Genomic DNA, 20,412 nt, shown 5'->3' with positions numbered 1-20,412 from the left:
GGCCGGGGACGGCCCCGGGACGGCCGGGGGCCGGTGCCACGGGCCGGTGCTCCGGCACTAGCCGCCGGACCTTCGGCCCCAGACGTAGACGCGGTCACCGGTCCTGAGCACCTTCCAGAGGCCGCGGGCGTCGGTGAGCCGCAGATTGACGCAGCCCATCGAACCGCCGACCGTGCGGATGCTGCCGTGGATGGCGTGGAAGGCCTGCCCGCCGCTGAAGAACTGGGCGTACGGCATGGGGGTGTTGTACAGGGTCGACCAGTGGTTCCGGTGCCTCAGGTAGATCGTGAACCAGCCGGTTCTGGTGCGGTGCCCGGCCCCGCCGCTGCGCATCGGCACCGGCCCGTACAGGACCTTGCCGCCCTGCTGCACCCAGGTGAGCCGACGGGTGAGATCGACGCAGGCGACCCGGTAGGAGCGGGCCGGACAGGCGGGAGAGGCGTCCGGGGCGCTCCGGGCGGAGAGCAGCCGCATACGGGCCCAGGTCAGCGGTCCGGCGAATCCACTGGCCGGCTCGATGCCCTGCTTGATCTGGAAGGCGCGGATGGCCCGGCAGTCGGCCGCCGACTGCTTCCCGTCCACCCTCCGCTTCAGCCACCGCTCGACCCGCCGCTGGTACCGGCCCGTCCGCCCGCCGCACGCCACCGCCGGACGGGCGCCCGCGTCGCCGAACGGCACGTGATCGACCGGCTCGTCCGCGGGCGCGTCCCGCGGATCCCGCGCGTCCTCCCCGGCGGTTGGCGTGTCCACGGCCGGTGGCCGCACCGGGCCGGGGTTCCCGTCCTGCCAGGGCGGACGGGAACCTCTCACCGCGGCGGGCGCCGACGCGCCGACGGAACCGGAGGCGGGTACCGGCGGCGCGGACACGGCCGCCACCGTCCCCGCGGGCACGGCCGCCACCACCGCCAGCAGCACCGCGATCCCCCGGCACACGCTTCGTCTGCTCATCATGAGATCAGCCATACGCAACGACGCGAAGCCCCCGGGTGAGCCGCGCGGAAAGGGTCGCCCGATCTGGGCAACGCGTCCGGGGGGGCCGAGGTCCGGCCCGTCCGGCGCGTGCGGACGACACCTTTCAGACCCGTCCGGCCACCCTCCCCGGCCCTGTGGTCCCTCCGGCCTCCCGGCCCCTTAGTCCCTTAGGGCCCTCAGGCCCCTCAGGCTCTTCAGCCCGAAGCCGGTGCCCGCGCGCAGCGGCTCCCGGGCTCGCCCGGTCAGGAGGCACGTGCGGGAACGGGGCCGCCCGGCGGTCAGTCGCGTACGTCCCGCCACGCCTCCGGGATCGCGGCGGCCACGTCGTGCGCACCGGCGGGCGCTCCGTCCGCCGCGAAGCGCCCCGCGAGCCCGTGCAGATACGCGGCGACGCTCCCCGCGTCGAGCGCGCTCAGCCCCGCCGCCAGCAGCGACCCCGCCAGCCCCGACAGCACGTCCCCGCTCCCCGCGGTGGCCAGCCACGCCGTCCCCGTCGCGTTCACCCGTACCGCCCCGCCCGCGGGATCGGCGACCAGGGTCGTCGCCCCCTTGAGCAGCACGGTCGCCCCGTACAGCCCCGCGAGCTCCCGCACGGAAGCGAGCCGGGCCGCCTCCACCGCCTCCCGCGCGACCCCGAGCAGCGCGGCCGCCTCCCCGGCGTGCGGGGTCATCAGCGTCGGCGCGCTGCGGGCCCGTACGGTCCCCCGCTCGGCGAGCCGCAGCCCGTCCGCGTCCACCAGCACCGGCACATCCGCGTCCAGCACCTCCGCGACCGCCGAGGCGTCGTCCCCGGCGCCGGGGCCCACCACCCAGGCCTGCACCCGGCCCGCCTTCGACGGCCCCGTGTCGGACACCAGCGTCTCGGGAAAGCGTGCGATGACGGCGTCCGCCGCGGGCCCGACGTACCGCACGGCCCCGGCCCCGCCGCGCAGCGCCCCGGACACGGCTAGCACCGCGGCTCCGGGGTAGCGGGCGGACCCCGCGGCGATCCCGACGACACCGCGCCGGTACTTGTCGCTCTCCGCCCCCGGCAGGGGCAGCCGGGCCGCCACGTCGGCGTGCTGGAGAGCCTCCAGATCGGCCGGGTCCGGCAGGTCGAGCCCGATGTCGACGAGGCGTACGGACCCGGCGTACCCGCGCGCCGGTTCGATGAGCAGCCCCGGCTTGTGGGTGCCGAAGGTGACCGTCAGATCGGCGCGGACGGCGGCGCCGAGCACCTCTCCGGTGTCCGCCTCGACACCGCTCGGCAGATCGACGGCGACGACGGCGGCACGGGACGCGTGCGCGAGCTCGGCGAGCCGCGCGGCGTCCGGCCGCAGGCCGCCCTTGCCGCCGATCCCGACGATGCCGTCGACGACGAGGTCGGCCCGCCGCACGAGGGGTTCGGCGGCGGCGGGCGCTGCCGAGGTGCCGCCCGCGGCCAGCAGCGCCGCCAGTCCTCCGGCGTGGGTCCGTTCGGGGGCGAGCAGCACCGCGGTGACGCCGGCGCCGCGCCGGGCGAGCCGCGCCCCGGCGTACAGGGCGTCGCCCCCGTTGTCGCCGCTGCCCACCATCAGCACCACCCGGCGGCCGTACACCCGGCCCAGCAGGTCCGCGCAGGCGGCGGCGAGCCCGGCGGCCGCCCGTTGCATCAACGCCCCCTCGGGAAGCCGTGCCATCAGCTCCCGTTCGGCGGCCCTTACGGTCTCCACGCTGTACGCAGTACGCATGCTGCCGAGTCTCCCGCACCGGCGCACACCGTGCGCCCCGTCCGGAGCGAGCCCTCCCGACCCACCGCGCCCGCCCCCGGCGACGCAGGCACTCCCGGCGCCCACCGCGCCCGCCCCGGCCGGAGCGGGCTCACCCGGACCACCGAACCACCCCGCTGGGGCGCGGGCCCTTCCGGCCGCCGTACCCGCCCCGCCCACAACGGGCTTCCCCGGAACCGCCGTACCGCCCCGGCCACCACCGACCCTCCCGGACCGCCGCACGCCCCGGCCACGACCGACCGTCCCGGACCGCCGAACCGCCGCCCCGACTACCCCTCCGCCACCACCACCGCCGAAGCCACCCCGGCGTCATGACTGAGCGACACATGCCAGGAACGCACGCCGAGTTCGGCCGCCCGGGCCGCCACCGTGCCCTTCACGCGCAGCCGCGGCTGACCGCTGTCCTCGACGAAGACCTCGGCGTCCGTCCAGTGCAGCCCCGCAGGGGCGCCCAGCGCCTTGGCGAGCGCCTCCTTCGCCGCGAACCGGGCCGCGAGCGAGGCGATACCCCGCCGCTCGCCGCTGGGCAGCAGCAACTCACGCTCCACGAAAAGGCGTTCGGCCAGCCCGGGCGTCCGCTCCAGCGACGCCCGGAACCGGTCGATCTCGGCCACGTCGATACCGACCCCGATGATGCTCATGCCCGCACCCTAGAGGGCGGGGCCGTGCCACGGACTCACCCCGCGGCCCCGCTCACTCCACCGTCACCGACTTCGCCAGGTTGCGCGGCTGGTCCACCTCGTTGCCCCGGGCCGTGGCCAGTTCGCAGGCGAAGACCTGCAACGGCACCGTCGCCACCAGCGGCTGCAACAGCGTCGGTGTGGCCGGGATGCGGATGAGGTGGTCGGCGTAGGGGACGACCGCCTCGTCGCCCTCCTCCGCGATGACGATCGTGCGGGCGCCCCGGGCCCGGATCTCCTGGATGTTGGAGACGATCTTGTCGTGCAGGACCGAGCGCCCTCGCGGCGAGGGGGCCACGACGACGACCGGCAGATCGTCCTCGATGAGCGCGATCGGGCCGTGCTTGAGCTCGCCCGCCGCGAAGCCCTCGGCGTGCATGTACGCCAGCTCCTTGAGCTTCAGCGCGCCTTCGAGCGCGACCGGATAGCCCACGTGCCGCCCGAGGAACAGCACCGTGTCCTTGTCGGCGAGGGAGCGCGCGAGTTCCCGTACCGGCTCCATGGTCTCCAGGACCCGCTCGACCTCGCGGGAGATGCGGGACAGCTCGCGGATCACGGCCTGGATCTCGTCGCCCCACTTGGTCCCGCGCACCTGGCCCAGGTACAGCGCCACCAGGTAGCAGGCCACCAGCTGGGTCAGGAAGGCCTTGGTGGAGGCGACGGCGACCTCGGGTCCTGCGTGCGTGTACAGCACGGCGTCGGACTCGCGCGGGATCGTCGAGCCGTTGGTGTTGCAGATCGCCAGCACCTTGGCGTCCTGGTCGCGGGCGTGCCGCAGCGCCATCAGCGTGTCCATGGTCTCGCCGGACTGCGAGATCGCGATGACGAGCGTACGGCGGTCCAGGATCGGGTCCCGGTAACGGAACTCGCTGGCCAGCTCCACCTCGCACGGGATGCGCGTCCAGTGCTCGATGGCGTACTTGGCGATCATCCCGGCGTGGAAGGCGGTCCCGCAGGCGACGATGACGACCTTGTCCACCTCCCGCAGCACCTGGACCGGGATGCGCACCTCGTCGAGCGTCAGCGAGCCGGCCGCGTCGATCCGGCCCAGCAGGGTGTCGGCGACCGCCTTGGGCTGCTCGGCGATCTCCTTGAGCATGAAGTAGTCGTAGCCGCCCTTCTCGGCCGCCGAAGCGTCCCAGTCGACGTGGTACGAGCGGACCTCGGCGGGGCTGCCGTCGAAGCCGGTGACGGTCACGCCGTCGCGGCGCAGTTCGACCACCTGGTCCTGCCCCAGCTCGATCGCCGACCGGGTGTGGGCGATGAACGCCGCCACGTCCGAGGCGAGAAAGGCCTCGCCCTCGCCGACGCCGACCACCAACGGCGAGTTCCGGCGCGCCCCCACGACCACGTCCGGATCATCGGCGTCCACCGCGACCAGCGTGAACGCGCCCTCCAGACGCCGGCACACCAGCCGCATCGCCTCCGCAAGGTCCGCGCACGAGGAGAACTCCTCGGCGAGCAGATGGGCGACCACCTCGGTGTCCGTCTCGGAGGCCAGGTCGTGGCCCCGGTCGGCCAGCTCGGCGCGGAGCAGGGCGAAGTTCTCGATGATGCCGTTGTGGACGACGGCGACCCGGCCCGCGTTGTCGAGGTGCGGATGGGCGTTGGCGTCCGTGGGTCCCCCGTGGGTGGCCCAGCGGGTGTGCCCGATCGCCGTCGTTCCGGCCGGCAGCGGCCGGCTGCCCAGCTCCTTCTCCAGGTTGACCAGTTTCCCGGCCCTCTTCGCGACGGCGAGTCCCCCGTCCGCCAGGACGGCGACACCCGCCGAGTCGTATCCCCGGTACTCGAGTCTCTTCAGTCCGGCCATCACGACGTCGAGCGCCGACTGCGACCCCACATAACCCACGATTCCGCACATGGCGGCAGCGTACGGTCCCCCGCCCGTCCGAATCAGGCTTAGCGTGCCCGATATCGGAAATTCTGGCGCCCTTAACGGCGGCCGCGGGGCTCCTCGGCTCCGTCCGGCGTCACCCGGCGTGACGGACCCCACCCTCCATCCCGTCCATACTCCCGTAACAATGGACTGTGATCTCTCCGGTCTCCCCGTTGCCGCGGAGCGCCCACCGGTCCAAGCCGGAGGCGACTCCCTACGTCGATCTCACTCGTGCCGAGTGGAGCGCGCTGCGTGAAAAGACGCCGCTCACGCTGAACGCCGAGGAGCTGGAGAAGCTGCGCGGCCTGGGCGATGTCATCGACCTCGACGAGGTGCGGGACATCTACCTGCCGCTCTCCCGGCTGCTGAATCTGTACGTCGGTGCCACCGACGGGCTCCGAGGCGCTCTGAACACCTTCCTCGGCGAGAAGGGCTCGCAGTCCGGCACGCCGTTCGTCATAGGCGTCGCCGGTTCCGTGGCCGTCGGCAAGTCCACGGTCGCCCGGCTGCTCCAGGCGCTGCTCTCCCGCTGGCCCGAGCACCCCCGCGTCGAGCTGGTCACCACGGACGGCTTCCTGCTCCCCACCAAGGAACTCGAAACGCGCGGGCTGATGTCCCGCAAGGGGTTCCCCGAGTCGTACGACCGCCGGGCCCTGACCCGATTCGTCGCCGACATCAAGGCGGGCAAGGACGAGGTGACCGCCCCCGTCTACTCGCACCTGATCTACGACATCGTGCCCGGCGACCGGCTCACGGTCCGCCGCCCCGACATCCTCATCGTCGAGGGCCTGAACGTGCTGCAGCCGGCCCTGCCCGGCAAGGACGGCCGCACGCGGGTCGGCCTCGCGGACTACTTCGACTTCAGTGTGTACGTCGACGCCCGCCCCGAGGACATCGAGCGCTGGTATCTGAACCGGTTCCGCAAGCTCCGCGCGACCGCCTTCCAGAAGACCGACTCGTACTTCCGCAAGTACACCCAGGTCTCGGAGGAGGAGGCCCTCGACTACGCCCGTACGACCTGGCGCACCATCAACAAGCCCAATCTGCTGGAGAACGTGGCCCCCACCCGTGGCCGGGCGACCCTCGTCGTGCGCAAGGGCCCGGACCACAAGGTGCAACGCCTGAGCCTGCGCAAGCTGTAGTCCCGTACGGCCGTCCCGTACATACGACTAGTCTGCGGCCATGCTGCACCTGCGCCTGATCACTCCCGCCGACCGGACCGACGACGTGGTACGTCTCATCGAGAAGACGGTCGGCACCACGCACCTCGTCGTGCTCCCGGGTGCCGCCCGCAACCCGGTCGGCGATGTCGTGATGTGCGACGTCGCGCGCGAGGCGGGCGACGAACTCATCGGCGCGCTCCGGGAGTCGGGGCTCGACCGGACCGGATCGATCGCCGTCGAGACCATCGAGCTCTCGCTGTCGAAGCGGGCCGACAAGGCGGAGGAGGAGGCACCGGGCGAGGGCGCGGACGCGGTGCTGTGGGAGCAGCTGCGGGACGCGACGCACGAGGAGTCGACGCTCAACGTCACCTATCTCGCGTTCCTCACCGTGGCCACGATGCTGGCGGCCTGCGGTGTGATGCTCGACAACGCGATCCTGATCGTCGGCGCGATGGCCGTGGGCCCGGAGTTCGGACCGCTGGCGGGCATCTGCACCGCGCTGGTGCAGCGCGCCCCGTATCTCGTGTGGCGGTCGCTGTGGGCACTGCTGGCCGGTTTCGCCGCGGCGATGGTCATCACCGCGGGCTTCAGCTGGCTGATGGACGTCTTCGGACTGTTCGAGAAGTCCATGGTGGAGGCGCCCCGGCCGAACACGGCCTTCATCTGGAAGCCGGACTGGATGTCGTTCGTGGTGGCGTTCCTCGCCGGCATCGCCGGGGTGCTGTCCCTCACGTCCGCCAAGTCGGGCGCCCTGATCGGCGTCGCGATCTCGGTGACCACGGTCCCGGCCGCCGCGAACGCCGCCGTGGCCCTCAGCTACACGGACTACGCCCAGACCTGGGGATCCACCAAGCAGCTGCTGTTCAACCTGCTCGGCATCGTGGTCGCCGGCACGCTCACCCTGCTCGCCCAGAAGTGGTTCTGGGCGATGCAGCGCAGGCGCCAGGTCGTCCGGCCGGACCTCGCCCGGTAACGGGCCGCCCGGCGAAGACACCGCCGCGGACAGCCGTGAGGCCCGGCACCCCTGGGGTGCCGGGCCTCACGGATGCAGGCGGAGGGACTATCCGAGCGCCGACTTCACGGCGTCGGCCAGCCGGGCGGCCACCGAGCGGGCGTGGTCGATGTCGGCGGCCTCGACCATGACGCGGACGAGCGGCTCGGTGCCGGAGGGGCGCAGCAACACCCGTCCGGTGGTTCCGAGTTCACGCTCGGCGTCGGCCACGGCGCCGGCCAGTTCGGCGGAGGTGTTCACCCGCGACCTGTCGACGTCGGGCACGTTGATGAGGACCTGCGGCAGCCGCTCCATGACCGAGGCGAGGTCCCGGAGCGTACGGCCGGTCTGCGCGACCCGGGCGGCGAGCAGCAGGCCGGTCAGCGTGCCGTCGCCGGTGGTGGCGTGGTCGAGGATGATGACGTGCCCGGACTGCTCGCCGCCGAGGGCGTAGCCGTGCCGCTTCATCTCTTCCAGGACGTAGCGGTCGCCGACCCCCGTCTGGACGAAGGCGAGGCCCTCGCGCTCCATGGCGAGCTTGAAGCCCAGGTTGGACATGACCGTCGCGACAACGGTGTCGGAGCGCAGTGCGGAACGCTCCCGCATCGCCAGCGCGAGGACGGCCAGGATCTGGTCGCCGTCGATCTCGTCGCCCGTGTGGTCCACGGCGAGGCAGCGGTCGGCGTCGCCGTCGTGCGCGATGCCGAGGTCGGCGCCGTGCTCGACGACGGCGGCCTTGAGGAGCTCCAGGTGGGTGGAGCCGCAACCGTCGTTGATGTTGAGCCCGTCGGGCTCCGCGCCGATCGTGACGATCTCGGCACCGGCCCGCGTGAAGGCCTCGGGCGAGACACGGGCGGCCGCGCCGTGCGCCTCGTCGAGGACGACCTTCAGACCGTCGAGGCGGTTCGGGAGGACACCGATGAGGTGGGCGACGTACTGGTCGAAGCCCTGGTCGTAGGAGTTGACCCGGCCGACGCCGGAGCCGGTCGGACGGTCCCAGGGAGCGCCGGTGCGGTGCTCCTCGTAGACGCCCTCGATCCGGTCCTCCAGCTCGTCGGCGAGCTTGTGCCCGCCGCGGGCGAAGAACTTGATGCCGTTGTCCGGCATGGCGTTGTGGCTGGCGGAGAGCATCACACCGAGGTCGGCGCCCAGTACCCCGGTGAGGTGGGCCACCGCCGGGGTGGGCAGCACACCGACGCGCAGGACGTCCACGCCGGCGCTGGCGAGGCCGGCGACCACGGCGGCCTCCAGGAACTCCCCGGACGCGCGCGGATCCCGCCCGACCACGGCCACGGGCCGGTGGCCTGCGAACGTGCCCGCCTCGGCGAGTACGTGTGCCGCTGCCACGGAGAGCCCGAGCGCGAGCTCGGCCGTCAGATCCGCGTTGGCGACACCGCGCACGCCGTCCGTGCCGAAGAGTCGTCCCACTTGTCCTCCTGAGAAAGCTTCAGAGTACGGAAGTCCCCCGCAGAATACGGAGGCCATCCGATCACATGAGCCTTTGAGCACCTTGTGCCGTTATACGCCCAACCACTGTGATAAACGAACGCCCCGGCGGCACTGTGGCGTGCCGCCGGGGCGTTCGGAGCTACGCGTACATACGCGCAGAAGCAAGCAGCGAAGATTAACGCTTGCTGTACTGCGGGGCCTTACGGGCCTTCTTGAGACCGGCCTTCTTGCGCTCGACCGCACGGTCGTCGCGCTTGAGGAAGCCGGCCTTCTTGAGGGCGCCGCGGTTGTTGTCCACGTCGGCCTCGTTCAGCGCACGGGCCACGCCGAGGCGCAGGGCACCGGCCTGACCCGAGACGCCGCCACCCGAGATACGGGCGATGACGTCGTAGCGGTTGTCGAGCTCGAGCACCTTGAAGGGCTCGTTGACTTCCTGCTGGTGCACCTTGTTGGGGAAGTAGTCCTCAAGGGTGCGACCGTTGATCTTCCACTTGCCGGTGCCCGGGACGATCCGGACGCGGGCGATGGCGTTCTTGCGACGGCCCAGGCCGGCGGCCGGCTGCGGGTCGCCGAAGCGGCCGGCGAGGGACTCCGAGGTGTACTCGCCCTCGACGGGGACCTCGGACTCGCTGGTGTAGCTCTCGATGTCGACAAGCTCGGTCTCAGTCTCTTCGACCGGCTGCTCAACGGTGGTCTCGGCCACGATTCTCCTCAGATTCTTTTTCGTCTTAGGGGGTGGCCGGAACTACTGCGCGACCTGGGTGATCTCGAACGGGACCGGCTGCTGCGCAGCGTGCGGGTGGTTCTCGCCCGCGTAGACCTTCAGCTTCGAGAGCACCTGACGGCCCAGGGTGTTCTTGGGAACCATGCCCTTGATGGCCTTCTCGACGGCCTTCTCGGGGTTCTTCGCCAGCAGCTCGTCGTAACGGACGGAGCGCAGACCACCCGGGTAACCGGAGTGGCGGTACGCCAGCTTCTGGGTCTTCTTGTTGCCGGAGAGGTGCACCTTGTCGGCGTTGATGATGATGACGAAGTCACCAGCGTCGACGTGGGGCGCGTAGATCGGCTTGTGCTTGCCGCGCAGAATGTTCGCAGCAGTGGTCGCCAGACGGCCCAGGACGACATCCTGGGCGTCGATGACGTACCACTGGCGAGTGATGTCGCCGGGCTTGGGGCTGTACGTACGCACGGTCGTAGCCTTCGCTTCTTCAGTGAGTGGGTCCTGACATGGCCACCACGGACGATCACGACAGCCCTGACCGCACTGCGGTGACGCATACCGCGTGCTGGTCGCTGGTCATCAGCCCCGGTGGACCGGTGTAAGGGCCCCTCACGTGAGAATGAGCAAGCCAATACACATAACGAACTGCAAGCTTACCCGCGGTGGCCCGGAAGGGTCAAAACGCGAGTGCTCACACCCCCGTGACCCGTCGTCCCTGTCGCGGAGCGACGAAGTGGTCGGGGCCGCCGAGCGGCAGATGCCGGGGGCGCCGAAGCGCCACCGATGCAGTCAATACACACAGGGTAAAGCAGTCACGGAAGGAACGCCGGGTCACCGGTTCCAGCCCGGGCCAGTCGACACCCGGCGTCTGCGACACCAGCGCCATCCAGAACCACGGCCTCCGGGCCACCGAGCCGGGGTACGGCAGCCCCGCGAGCAGCAGCGGCACCACGGCCGGCAGACAGTGGTCGTACGACGGCCGGGACACCAGGAACGCCGAGAGCATCAGCAGCACCGCGGTCCCAACAAGCCGCAGCGGCCCGGGAACACCGCGCGACCAGCGGTGGTACGCGCCCAGGACCCCGGCACCGGCCGCCGCGCCGGAGAGCGGGACCGCCACCCACGACGGCACCCCGAGCCGCGGCAGCACGGCCACCGGAGAAGCCTCGTAAAGACGTACGAATTCATCGTGGCCGCGCAGCAGGAACGGCAGCGTCCGTGTGACGAATCCCGCAGGATCGGGCATCAGCAGCGCCGCCCCGCCGGACGCCACGGCCGGCACCAGGACCACCGCGGCCGGCCCCCGCCATCGGCGGGCGAAGACGAAGAGCAGCGCCACCGGCGCAAGCAGCGGCTTGAGGGCGAGGGACGCGCCGATGACCACGCCGGACCACCCCCACCGAGGTGCCGCGGGCGACGCCCACGACGTGCGCGGACAGCACCACGACCGACACCGTCCACGCGTGCCAGGAGGCCCGACGTACCAACCACCCGGAGATGTCACTTTTGCCCGCACGCATTCAGATCACGCTAGGGGCTCAAGTGACCGGTGGAGCGGACCGGCACCCCCCAACGCACGTCTAAGATGCGGCGCATGAGTTATGGGCAGGGTGGGCAGGGGCAGCCCCCGTGGGATCCCTGGAAGCCAGGGTCTCAGCAACCGCCTCAGTGGGGCAATCAGCGATCCGGCGGGAATCCCGACTGGGCTGCGCTGGCAGAGGCTTCCGAAACGCGCAACAAGCGCCGCAAGGTGTTGTTCATCGTGGGCGGGGCGTTGGCCACCGTCGCGGTCGGCGCGGCCGTCGCCATGGCCGTCGTCAACGCGAACGGGAACAACCAGGCGTCGAACCAGCCGTCCAATCTCCCCGCCGCCTCGGACATCCCGAGCTCCAGCACGGCGCCGGCACCGTCCTTCGAGCCGACCTCGGCTCCACCGCCGCTGGATCCGAAGGAGTTCATATCCAGCGCGCAGAAGGACACGGCACCGCTGAGCCCGGACATCCTCTTCCCCGGTACGCAGCTCACCATGGGCAACCGCGTCTACCGCAAGGGTCCGACGTCCGAGACGAAGAACTGCGCCTCGGCCGCGAAGGGCACGCTCCCGCCGGTCCTCACCAAGGACGGCTGCACGCGCTTCCTGCGGGTCACCTACATCAAGGACGGTGTGGCGGTGACGGTCGGCGTCGCGGTCTTCGACACGGAGGCCAAGGCGCTCAAGGCCAAGGGCGACGCGGACAAGAAGAGCATCATCGCCTCACTCCCCGGCAACGGCATCAAGTCGTTCTGCGACTCGGCCGTCTGCCGTTCGACCACCAACTCCTACGGCCGTTACGCCTACTTCACCATCGCCGGTTTCACCAACGGCAAGGACGTGACGACGAAGGACACCCAGGTGTTCACGACCGGCGACGACCTCGCCGAGTTCGCCTTCCGGCAGATCCGCCGCCGGGGCGAGGCCCAGGCGTCGGCCGCGGCCAACCAGTAGCGGCCCCGGGCGGCGTCCGGGACCACCGGCCGCCGCCCCGGGTGCTAGCAGGTGTCGCAGCCCGGCGCACCCGGCAACGTCCGCCTGTTCCGCGCCTCTTTGTTCCGTGCGGCCAGCAACTCGTCGGCCGGGTAACCGACTTCTTCGAGCGTCAGCCCGTGCGGCCGTACGACATGAACGGCCGAGTCCCGTACGCCGGCGGCGAGCACCTTCCCCGGCCAGTCGGGCCCACGGTGCCCGTCCCCCACGAACAGCAGAGCCCCGATCAGCGACCGCACCATGTTGTGGCAGAAGGCGTCGGCCCGCACGGTGGCGGTGATGACGCCGTCCTCCCCGCGTACCAGGCTCAGTTGCTGGAGCGTACGGATGGTCGTCGCGCCCTCGCGCTTCTTGCAGTAGGCCGCGAAGTCGTGCTCCCCCAGCAGCCGCCCGGCCGCCTCGTTCATCGCGTCGACGTCCAACGGCCAGTCGTGCCACAGGACATGACTGCGCAGCAGCGGGTCGACGCCGCCGGGTTCGTCGGTGACGCGGTAGGCGTAGCGCCGCCAGATCGCCGAGAACCGCGCGTTGAAGCCGGCCGGCGCCTCGGTGAGGGTCCACACCCGTACGTCCTTCGGCAGCCTCCCGGCCAGCCGCTTCAGCAGCTTCTCGCGGTGCTCGGCCCACAACTCCTCGGGCAGGTCGACATGGGCCACCTGGCCGCGCGCGTGCACCCCGGCGTCGGTCCGCCCGGCGACGGTCAGCTCGTACGTGGTGTCCTTCGTCCGCGTCACCGTCCGCAGCGCGTCCTCGATCTCGCCCTGCACGGTCCTGCGCCCCCCGGCCTGCTTGGCCCACCCGGAGAACTCGCTCCCGTCGTACGACAGAGCCAACCGCACCCGTACGAACCCGGGCTCCGCTTCGTCACTCACACCTAGATCCTCTCAGCACCGGGCTTCTGCCCGGCAACGCGAAAGCGGGCCCGCCCCCGAAGGGACGGACCCGCTCACAGCAAGGCAGTGCCTCAGGCGTCCTTCGACTCCTCGGCGGGAGCCTCAGCGGCGTCCTCGACCTTGGTGTCCTCGACCTTGGCCGGGGCCTCGGTCTCCTTGACGGCACGCTTGGTGGCAGCCTCGGCCTCACCGGTGGCCTGCTGGGCCACGGTCAGGGCCTCCACCAGCTCGATGACAGCCATGGGCGCGTTGTCGCCACGGCGGTTACCGATCTTGGTGATACGGGTGTAGCCACCCGGGCGGTTCTCGTAGCGCGGGCCGATCTCGGTGAAGAGCGTGTGCACGATGCTCTTGTCCGTGATCACCGAGAGCACCTGACGGCGGTTGTGAAGGTCACCCTTCTTCGCCTTGGTGACCAGACGCTCCGCGTAGGGACGCAGGCGACGGGCCTTGGCCTCGGTGGTGGTGATGCGGCCGTGCTCGAAGAGCGACTTCGCGAGGTTCGCGAGGAGCAGCTTCTCGTGCGCGGCGCTGCCGCCCAGACGGGCACCCTTGGCGGGCTTCGGCATGGTTTCTCCTAGGTGTCTGCCCCGGCCGTATCAGGTACCGGGGACAGTGTCCGAGCGGGCGATTGCCCGTCGAAGATCCGGGGTCCCGAAGGACCCCGGAGGACGGAAGCCGTCCCAGTACTGGCTCAGTACTGCTCGGTCTCCACGAAACCCGCGTCCGCGTCGTCGTCGGCGCCGAAGGCGTCGGCGGCGGCGGTCGGGTCGAATCCGGGCGGGCTGTCCTTGAGGGCCAGGCCCATGCCGGCCAGCTTCGCCTTGACCTCGTCGATGGACTTCGCACCGAAGTTGCGGATGTCCAGGAGGTCGGCCTCGGAGCGGGCGACGAGCTCACCCACGGAGTGGATGCCCTCACGCTTGAGGCAGTTGTACGAGCGGACCGTGAGCTCCAGCTCCTCGATCGGCAGCGCGAGATCGGCGGCAAGGGCGGCGTCCGTGGGGGACGGGCCCATGTCGATGCCCTCGGCGTCGATGTTGAGCTCGCGGGCCAGACCGAACAGCTCGACCAGGGTCTTACCGGCCGACGCCATGGCGTCACGGGGACGCATGGCCTGCTTGGTCTCGACGTCGACGATCAGCTTGTCGAAGTCGGTGCGCTGCTCGACACGGGTCGCCTCGACCTTGTACGTGACCTTCAGCACCGGCGAGTAGATCGAGTCGACCGGGATGCGCCCGATCTCCTGACCGACCTGCTTGTTCTGAACGGCGGAGACGTAGCCGCGACCGCGCTCGACGGTCAGCTCCATCTCCAGCTTGCCCTTGCCGTTGAGCGTGGCGAGGACGAGGTCGGGGTTGTGGACCTCGACACCGGCCGGGGGCGCGATGTCGGCGGCGGTGACCAGACCCGGGCCCTGCTTGCGCAGGTACATCACGACCGGCTCGTCGTGCTCCGAGGAGACGACCAGCTGCTTGATGTTGAGGATCAGGTCGGTGACGTCCTCCTTGACGCCCGGCACGGTGGTGAACTCGTGCAGGACACCGTCGATGCGGATGCTGGTGACAGCAGCGCCGGGGATCGACGAGAGGAGGGTGCGGCGCAGGGAGTTGCCGAGGGTGTAGCCGAAGCCCGGCTCCAGCGGCTCGATCACGAACCGGGAGCGGAATTCGTCGACGACCTCTTCGGTCAACGAGGGGCGCTGAGCGATCAGCATGTGTGGATCAATCCTTTTTTTCGTGGACGCCCGCTATTTGACGCCCGACGGAACCGCGCCTCGCGAGAGGCCGGGTATAGCAAGGGTACGGGCGATACGGCCCTTTTACGGAGCCGTACCGCCCGGAAACCTCGAACCGACACGTGGCCGTCGAGGACGACGACCGAGCGGCCGTGCGTCAGACGCGGCGGCGCTTCGGCGGACGGCAACCGTTGTGCGGGGTGGGGGTGACGTCCTGGATGGAGCCGACCTCGAGGCCAGTGGCCTGGAGGGAGCGGATCGCGGTCTCGCGACCGGAGCCCGGGCCCTTCACGAAGACGTCAACCTTGCGCATGCCGTGCTCCTGCGCGCGGCGGGCGGCCGACTCGGCGGCCATCTGCGCGGCGAAGGGGGTGGACTTGCGCGAGCCCTTGAAGCCGACGTGGCCGGCGGAGGCCCAGGAGATCACGTTGCCCGCGGGGTCCGTGATCGAGACGATGGTGTTGTTGAACGTGCTCTTGATGTGAGCGTGCCCATGAGCGACGTTCTTCTTTTCCTTGCGGCGCACCTTCTTGGCAGCGCCCTGACGACCCTTGGGGGGCATCTATTTCTCCTACGGGGAGGTGGTCGGTCCTACAGCGAAGACCGCTGGTGAAGCGTTGTCCGCTGAGGACTACTTCTTGCCCGGCTTCTTCTTGCCGGCGATGGCGCGACGCGGGCCCTTGCGGGTACGAGCGTTCGTGCTGGTGCGCTGACCGTGGACGGGCAGGCCACGACGGTGACGCAGACCCTGGTAGCAGCCGATCTCCACCTTGCGGCGGATGTCGGCCTGAACCTCGCGACGGAGGTCACCCTCGGTCTTGATGTTGGCGTCCACGTACTCGCGGATCTTGACCAGCTCCTCCTCGGAGAGGTCACGAACGCGCGTGTTGGGGTTCACGCCAGTCTCGGCCAGCGTCTGCTGGGAAAGGGTCCGGCCGATGCCGAACACGTAGGTGAGGGCGACCTCCACACGCTTTTCGCGCGGGATGTCAACACCGGAAACGCGTGCCATTCAATGGCTCCAGTTGTCGTTCGGAGGTCTTCCGCAGAACCGGATCCCGCCCGCCGTCGTCCCCAGATCCGAAGGATCGGGAATTCGGTACGGGCCGGGTCCCCGGCCTCCGACCGGGGGTGTCAGGACTGATGAGACTCAGCCCTGGATCCTGCGTATGAACATGTACTACTGCGTCGCGCGAAGTATCTGCGGGTGCAGAAGGTGCGGTCGTGCGTCAGCCCTGGCGCTGCTTGTGGCGCGGGTTTTCGCAGATGACCATGACCCGACCGTGACGGCGGATCACCCTGCACTTGTCGCAGATCTTCTTGACGCTCGGCTTGACCTTCATTAGGTGAGGTTCTCCGGGTCAGTGCCACCCCCCGCGTACCCGGAACCGGGAACACGGAGCAAGGCAAGATCTACTTGTAGCGGTAGACGATCCGGCCGCGCGTCAGGTCGTACGGAGACAACTCCACCACGACCCGGTCGTCAGGGAGGATGCGGATGTAGTGCATGCGCATCTTGCCGCTGATGTGCGCCAGGACCTGGTGGCCGTTCTGGAGCTCTACCTTGAACATGGCGTTCGGGAGAGACTCGACGACAGTGCCCTCGATCTCGATGGCACCTTGCTTCTTGGCCACGCTTTGCCCTTCGAATCGACTACCTTGATCGACTCCGCGCGAACCGCATGCAGACATGCGGGTGCACGAGAGCCGACGAGTCAGTCTACGTCAGGGCTCCCGGAAAGACGAATTCGCCTCCGGCCTCCTCCGCCATTCATGACGATGCCCCACCCGTCGACGCGGTATGCGCGAGGGGCAGGGCTGACCGGTTGCACGGTCGGCGGAGAGGTGGAGCGGGCGAAAGTGAAGAGAGAAATCGAACGTAAGATCGATCTTAAAGGATCTTACGAACGTACGCGCGGGCGGTGCCTCAGCCCGCGAGGGGATCCGGCGCCGCCGTGACCCCGTACTCGGCGAGCTTCGCCCTGCCGCAGTCGGGTGCCGTGAGGACCAGCGGCCCGTCCGCCGTCAGCGCCACGGAGTGCTCCCAGTGCGAGGACCAGGTCCCGTCCGTGGTGATCACGGTCCAGTCGTCCTCGAGCACTTCGGTCCGCGGTGTGCCGAGCGACACCATCGGCTCGATCGCCAGGCAGAAGCCGGGGACCAGCTTCGGCCCCTTCCCCCGCTTCCGCTCGACGTAGTTCAGCAGGTGCGGGTCCATGTGCATCTCGGTGCCGATGCCGTGGCCGCCGTAGTCCTCGATGATCCCGTACTTGCCGCCGCCCGGCTTCGGCTGGCGGCGGATGTAGGTCTCGATGGCCCGCGAGACGTCCACGAGCCGGTTGCCCAGCTTCATGGCCGCGATACCGGCCCACATCGACTCCTCGGTCACCCGGGAGAGCTCGATCAGCTCCGGAGCGTGGCCGGAGCCCACGAACGCGGTGTACGCGGCGTCTCCGTGCCAGCCGTCCACGATCGCGCCGGCGTCGATGGAGATGATGTCGCCGTCCTTCAGGACGGTCTTGTCGTCCGGGATGCCGTGGACGACGACCTCGTTGGCCGAGGTGCAGATCGTCGCGGGGAAACCGCCGTACCCGAGGAAGTTCGACTTGGCGCCGTGCTCCGCGAGCACCTTGCGCGCGACCTCGTCCAGATCGCGGGTCGTCGCACCCGGCACGGCCGCTTCCCGCGTGGCCGCATGGATGGCCGCGACGACCAGCCCCGCCTCACGCATCTTGGCGATCTGCTCGGGGGTCTTGATCTGCACCATGGTGGCTGCGGCCTTTCTGGACCGGAACGACGGACTACTCCAACGATACGGGGGACTGCGCCCACCCCGCCCGGGGTCCTGGACCCCGCGGCGCACGGGGCCCTCGGCCCCTCGCCTCGCACGTCGGCCGCGGCACCCTTTCCGGGTGCCGCGGCCGATGCGACGTACTGCTTCACGCGCCCGCGGTACGCACGTACCACGGAGCGAACCCCGCGGAGACCTAGGCGGCCTCGCGGGACAGTGCCTCCATCGCGCGCGCCGTGACCTCGTCCACCTTGCCGAGCGCCGCGATCGTGACGACCAGGCCCTGGGCCATGTAGTAGTCGATGATCGGCTCGGTCTGCGTGTGGTAGACCTCCAGCCGCGTACGGACGGTCTCCTCGGAGTCGTCGTCGCGCTGGTAGAGCTCGCCGCCGCAGACGTCACAGACGCCTTCCCGCTTCGGCGCCTTGTACGACACGTGGAAGACGTGCGACGAGTCGTTGCGGCAGATGCGACGGCCCGCGATACGGCGGACCACCTCGTCCTCGGGGACCTCAAGGTCCAGCACCGCGTCCAGCTTCATGCCCTCGGTGCTCAGCATCTCGTCGAGCGCCTCGGCCTGCGAGACGTTGCGCGGGAAGCCGTCGAGCAGGAAGCCGTGCTCCGCGTCGGGCTGCTCCATGCGGTCCTTGGCCATGGCGATGGTGACCTCGTCCGGTACCAGTTCGCCCTTGTCCATGTAGGACTTCGCCAGCTTGCCGAGCTCCGTCTGCCGAGAGATGTTGGCACGGAACAGGTCGCCCGTTGAGATGTGCGGGATCTCCAGATTCTTGGCGAGGAACGCGGCCTGCGTTCCCTTCCCGGCACCGGGAGGCCCGACGAGGACGATTCGCATCAGCGGAGGAACCCTTCGTAATTGCGCTGCTGAAGCTGACTCTCGATCTGCTTCACCGTCTCGAGACCGACACCCACGATGATCAGGATGCTGGTACCACCGAACGGGAAGTTCTGGTTTGCCCCGAAACCAACCAACGCCACTGTCGGCACGAGAGCGATCAGCCCCAGATACAGCGAACCCGGCCAGGTGATCCGGTTGAGTACGTAACTGAGGTACTCAGCGGTCGGCCGGCCAGCCCGGATGCCCGGGATGAAGCCACCATACTTCTTCATGTTGTCGGCTACTTCCTCGGGGTTGAACGAGATCGCCACGTAGAAGAACGCGAAGAAAACGATCAGAAGGAAGTACATCGTGATGTAAATCGGGTGGTCACCCTTGGTCAGGTTCTGCGTGACCCACGTTTTCCACCCGGAATCACTCTTCGAGAACTGCGCGATGAGGCTCGGAATGTAGAGCAGCGACGACGCGAAGATGACAGGGATCACACCTGCCTGGTTGACCTTCAACGGAATGTAGGTCGAGGTGCCACCGTAGGAACGGCGGCCGATCATGCGCTTCGCGTACTGGACGGGAATCCGGCGCTGCGCCTGCTCGACGAAGACCACCAGGCCGACCATGCACAGACCCACCGCGATGACCGTGCCGAACTCGATCCAGCCACCGGCCAGCTTGCCCTGGACCTTGACCGTCCACAGCGCGCTCGGGAAGGTCGCGGCGATCGAGATGAACATCAGGATCGACATGCCGTTGCCGATGCCGCGGTCGGTGATGATCTCACCGAGCCACATGACGACACAGGTACCGGCGGTCATCGTGATGACCATCGTGATGGTGGTGAAGATCGACTGGTCCGGCACGATCTGGTTGGCCACGGGGCAGCCCGAGAACAGGGCGCCGCTGCGGGCGGTGGCCACCAGGCCCGTGCCCTGCAGGACGGCGAGCGCGACCGTCAGATAACGGGTGTACTGCGTGATCTTCGCCGTACCGGCCGAGCCCTCCTTCTTGAGGGCTTCCAGTCGCGGGATCACCACGGTGAGCAGCTGGAGAATGATGCTCGCCGTGATGTACGGCATGATGCCGAGCGCGAAGACCGTGATCTGCAGCAGCGCACCGCCACTGAACATGTTGATCAGGCTGAACAGCCCGCGGTTCGTGTCGGCCATGTCCATGCACGACTGGACGTTCTTGTAGTCCACACCGGGGATCGGAACGTGGGTACCGACGCGGTAGACCACGATGATGCCGAGCGTGAAGAGCAGCTTCTTGCGCAGGTCGGGCGTCCTGAACGCCCGGGCGAACGCGGTGAGCACGGTGCCTCCTGCGACCCCCGCGCTACTGCGTCAGAGGTGACGGTCTTGAGGTTCGACGGATGACTGACAGCTAACCAACAGTCAAAGCCCGTCCGGAGTTCCCATGAGGCACACCGGACGAAAATTAACAGTGCAGGCCACCTTACCGGCGACACTGCCCCCCTAGGAACGACCAACCGGGGATGCCCCTTTTGTGGGGCATCCCCGGTCGGGATCGCTCAGGTCATCGAGACGCCTGCTGAAATCAGACGAGCTCGGTGACGGTACCGCCGGCGGCGGTGATCTTCTCCTTGGCGGAGCCGGAGACGGCGTCGACCGTCACCTGCAGCGCCACGGAGATCTCGCCCTGGCCGAGGACCTTGACGAGGCTGTTCTTGCGAACGGCACCCTTGGCGACGAGACCCTCGACGGTGACCTCGCCACCCTCCGGGTACAGCGCGCCCAGCTTGTCGAGGTTCACGACCTGGAACTCGGTCTTGAACGGGTTACGGAAGCCCTTCAGCTTCGGAAGACGCATGTGGAGGGGCATCTGGCCACCCTCGAAGCGCTCCGGAACCTGGTAGCGGGCCTTCGTGCCCTTGGTACCACGACCAGCCGTCTTACCCTTCGACGCCTCACCACGACCGACACGGGTCTTGGCGGTCTTGGCGCCCGGGGCGGGACGGAGGTTGTGGATCTTGAGCGGGTTGTTTTCCGCCAT

At 69.4% G+C, this 20,412-nt stretch carries 21 protein-coding genes and 1 pseudogene; 3 read left to right on the top strand and 19 right to left on the bottom strand.

The window, feature by feature from the left end:
• Positions 1-57 precede the first annotated feature (57 nt).
• The 4 genes from ABZX90_RS23730 to glmS all read right to left on the bottom strand — a co-directional run bounded on the left by ABZX90_RS23730 (position 58) and on the right by glmS (position 5,261).
• Positions 58-951: a L,D-transpeptidase gene (locus tag ABZX90_RS23730; protein ID WP_355207719.1), complete on the bottom strand. Its 894-nt coding sequence runs from the start codon at positions 949-951 to the stop codon at positions 58-60.
• A 299-nt stretch (positions 952-1,250) separates the two neighbouring features.
• On the bottom strand, positions 1,251-2,681 hold the full coding sequence (locus tag ABZX90_RS23725; protein WP_355207716.1) for an NAD(P)H-hydrate dehydratase: 1,431 nt from the start codon (positions 2,679-2,681) through the stop codon (positions 1,251-1,253).
• Between the two features lie 308 nt (positions 2,682-2,989).
• Positions 2,990-3,361: a holo-ACP synthase gene (locus ABZX90_RS23720; protein WP_351126556.1), complete on the bottom strand. Its 372-nt coding sequence runs from the start codon at positions 3,359-3,361 to the stop codon at positions 2,990-2,992.
• A gap of 52 nt (positions 3,362-3,413) precedes the next feature.
• Positions 3,414-5,261, bottom strand: coding sequence for a glutamine--fructose-6-phosphate transaminase (isomerizing) (glmS, locus tag ABZX90_RS23715; RefSeq protein WP_351126555.1), 1,848 nt, complete (start codon positions 5,259-5,261; stop codon positions 3,414-3,416).
• A 167-nt stretch (positions 5,262-5,428) separates the two neighbouring features.
• Between glmS and coaA the strand changes: the two genes are divergently transcribed.
• Positions 5,429-6,418, top strand: coding sequence for a type I pantothenate kinase (gene coaA, locus ABZX90_RS23710; protein WP_355207712.1), 990 nt, complete (start codon positions 5,429-5,431; stop codon positions 6,416-6,418).
• 40 nt (positions 6,419-6,458) lie between these two features.
• On the top strand, positions 6,459-7,412 hold the full coding sequence (locus ABZX90_RS23705; RefSeq protein ID WP_351126552.1) for a DUF389 domain-containing protein: 954 nt from the start codon (positions 6,459-6,461) through the stop codon (positions 7,410-7,412).
• An 87-nt stretch (positions 7,413-7,499) separates the two neighbouring features.
• Here ABZX90_RS23705 and glmM read toward each other — a convergent pair whose 3' ends face one another.
• The 4 genes and pseudogenes from glmM to ABZX90_RS23685 form a co-directional block, all read right to left on the bottom strand.
• On the bottom strand, positions 7,500-8,858 hold the full coding sequence (glmM, locus tag ABZX90_RS23700) for a phosphoglucosamine mutase (protein ID WP_351126550.1): 1,359 nt from the start codon (positions 8,856-8,858) through the stop codon (positions 7,500-7,502).
• Between the two features lie 196 nt (positions 8,859-9,054).
• Positions 9,055-9,582 carry a 30S ribosomal protein S9 gene (gene rpsI / locus ABZX90_RS23695; protein WP_351126548.1) on the bottom strand — a complete coding sequence of 176 codons (528 nt, stop codon included), beginning with the start codon at positions 9,580-9,582 and terminating at the stop codon, positions 9,055-9,057.
• Between the two features lie 42 nt (positions 9,583-9,624).
• Positions 9,625-10,068 (bottom strand): 50S ribosomal protein L13, encoded by a 444-nt coding sequence (gene rplM / locus ABZX90_RS23690; RefSeq protein WP_168529673.1) that lies wholly within the window; start codon positions 10,066-10,068, stop codon positions 9,625-9,627.
• A gap of 307 nt (positions 10,069-10,375) precedes the next feature.
• Positions 10,376-11,002, bottom strand: a pseudogene (locus ABZX90_RS23685) (glycosyltransferase 87 family protein); the annotation flags it as partial.
• 192 nt (positions 11,003-11,194) lie between these two features.
• Here ABZX90_RS23685 and ABZX90_RS23680 point away from each other — a divergent pair.
• Positions 11,195-12,085: a hypothetical protein gene (locus ABZX90_RS23680; protein WP_351126544.1), complete on the top strand. Its 891-nt coding sequence runs from the start codon at positions 11,195-11,197 to the stop codon at positions 12,083-12,085.
• 44 nt (positions 12,086-12,129) lie between these two features.
• Here the strand turns inward: ABZX90_RS23680 and truA are convergent, their stop codons facing one another.
• The 11 genes from truA to rplO all read right to left on the bottom strand — a co-directional run bounded on the left by truA (position 12,130) and on the right by rplO (position 20,412).
• Positions 12,130-12,996 (bottom strand): tRNA pseudouridine(38-40) synthase TruA, encoded by an 867-nt coding sequence (gene truA / locus ABZX90_RS23675; RefSeq protein WP_351126542.1) that lies wholly within the window; start codon positions 12,994-12,996, stop codon positions 12,130-12,132.
• A gap of 92 nt (positions 12,997-13,088) precedes the next feature.
• Entirely contained in the window at positions 13,089-13,586 is a 498-nt protein-coding gene (gene rplQ / locus ABZX90_RS23670; RefSeq protein ID WP_266761767.1) for a 50S ribosomal protein L17, read from the bottom strand.
• A gap of 125 nt (positions 13,587-13,711) precedes the next feature.
• Positions 13,712-14,734, bottom strand: a complete 1,023-nt coding sequence (locus ABZX90_RS23665; protein WP_003966937.1) for a DNA-directed RNA polymerase subunit alpha — start codon at positions 14,732-14,734, stop codon at positions 13,712-13,714.
• Positions 14,735-14,912: 178 nt separating this feature from the next.
• Positions 14,913-15,317 carry a 30S ribosomal protein S11 gene (gene rpsK, locus ABZX90_RS23660; RefSeq protein ID WP_006376016.1) on the bottom strand — a complete coding sequence of 135 codons (405 nt, stop codon included), beginning with the start codon at positions 15,315-15,317 and terminating at the stop codon, positions 14,913-14,915.
• Between the two features lie 69 nt (positions 15,318-15,386).
• Positions 15,387-15,767 carry a 30S ribosomal protein S13 gene (gene rpsM, locus ABZX90_RS23655; RefSeq protein WP_351126538.1) on the bottom strand — a complete coding sequence of 127 codons (381 nt, stop codon included), beginning with the start codon at positions 15,765-15,767 and terminating at the stop codon, positions 15,387-15,389.
• 217 nt (positions 15,768-15,984) lie between these two features.
• Positions 15,985-16,098, bottom strand: coding sequence for a 50S ribosomal protein L36 (rpmJ, locus tag ABZX90_RS23650; protein WP_003998809.1), 114 nt, complete (start codon positions 16,096-16,098; stop codon positions 15,985-15,987).
• A 70-nt stretch (positions 16,099-16,168) separates the two neighbouring features.
• Positions 16,169-16,390 (bottom strand): translation initiation factor IF-1, encoded by a 222-nt coding sequence (gene infA / locus ABZX90_RS23645; protein ID WP_003948620.1) that lies wholly within the window; start codon positions 16,388-16,390, stop codon positions 16,169-16,171.
• A 292-nt stretch (positions 16,391-16,682) separates the two neighbouring features.
• On the bottom strand, positions 16,683-17,522 hold the full coding sequence (gene map / locus ABZX90_RS23640) for a type I methionyl aminopeptidase (protein ID WP_351126536.1): 840 nt from the start codon (positions 17,520-17,522) through the stop codon (positions 16,683-16,685).
• Positions 17,523-17,742: 220 nt separating this feature from the next.
• Entirely contained in the window at positions 17,743-18,399 is a 657-nt protein-coding gene (locus ABZX90_RS23635) for an adenylate kinase (protein ID WP_351126534.1), read from the bottom strand.
• Positions 18,399-19,712, bottom strand: coding sequence for a preprotein translocase subunit SecY (gene secY / locus ABZX90_RS23630; protein ID WP_351126532.1), 1,314 nt, complete (start codon positions 19,710-19,712; stop codon positions 18,399-18,401). The genes ABZX90_RS23635 and secY overlap by 1 nt, the downstream gene beginning before the upstream one ends.
• 244 nt (positions 19,713-19,956) lie before the next feature.
• On the bottom strand, positions 19,957-20,412 hold the full coding sequence (rplO, locus tag ABZX90_RS23625) for a 50S ribosomal protein L15 (protein WP_189190330.1): 456 nt from the start codon (positions 20,410-20,412) through the stop codon (positions 19,957-19,959).

Origin of the sequence: Streptomyces sp. NPDC002935 (assembly GCF_040611295.1) — a bacterium.
Lineage (GTDB): Bacteria > Actinomycetota > Actinomycetes > Streptomycetales > Streptomycetaceae > Streptomyces.
Note: the sequence above shows the minus strand (reverse complement) of the source record. Positions and strands in the feature narration are given on the sequence as shown.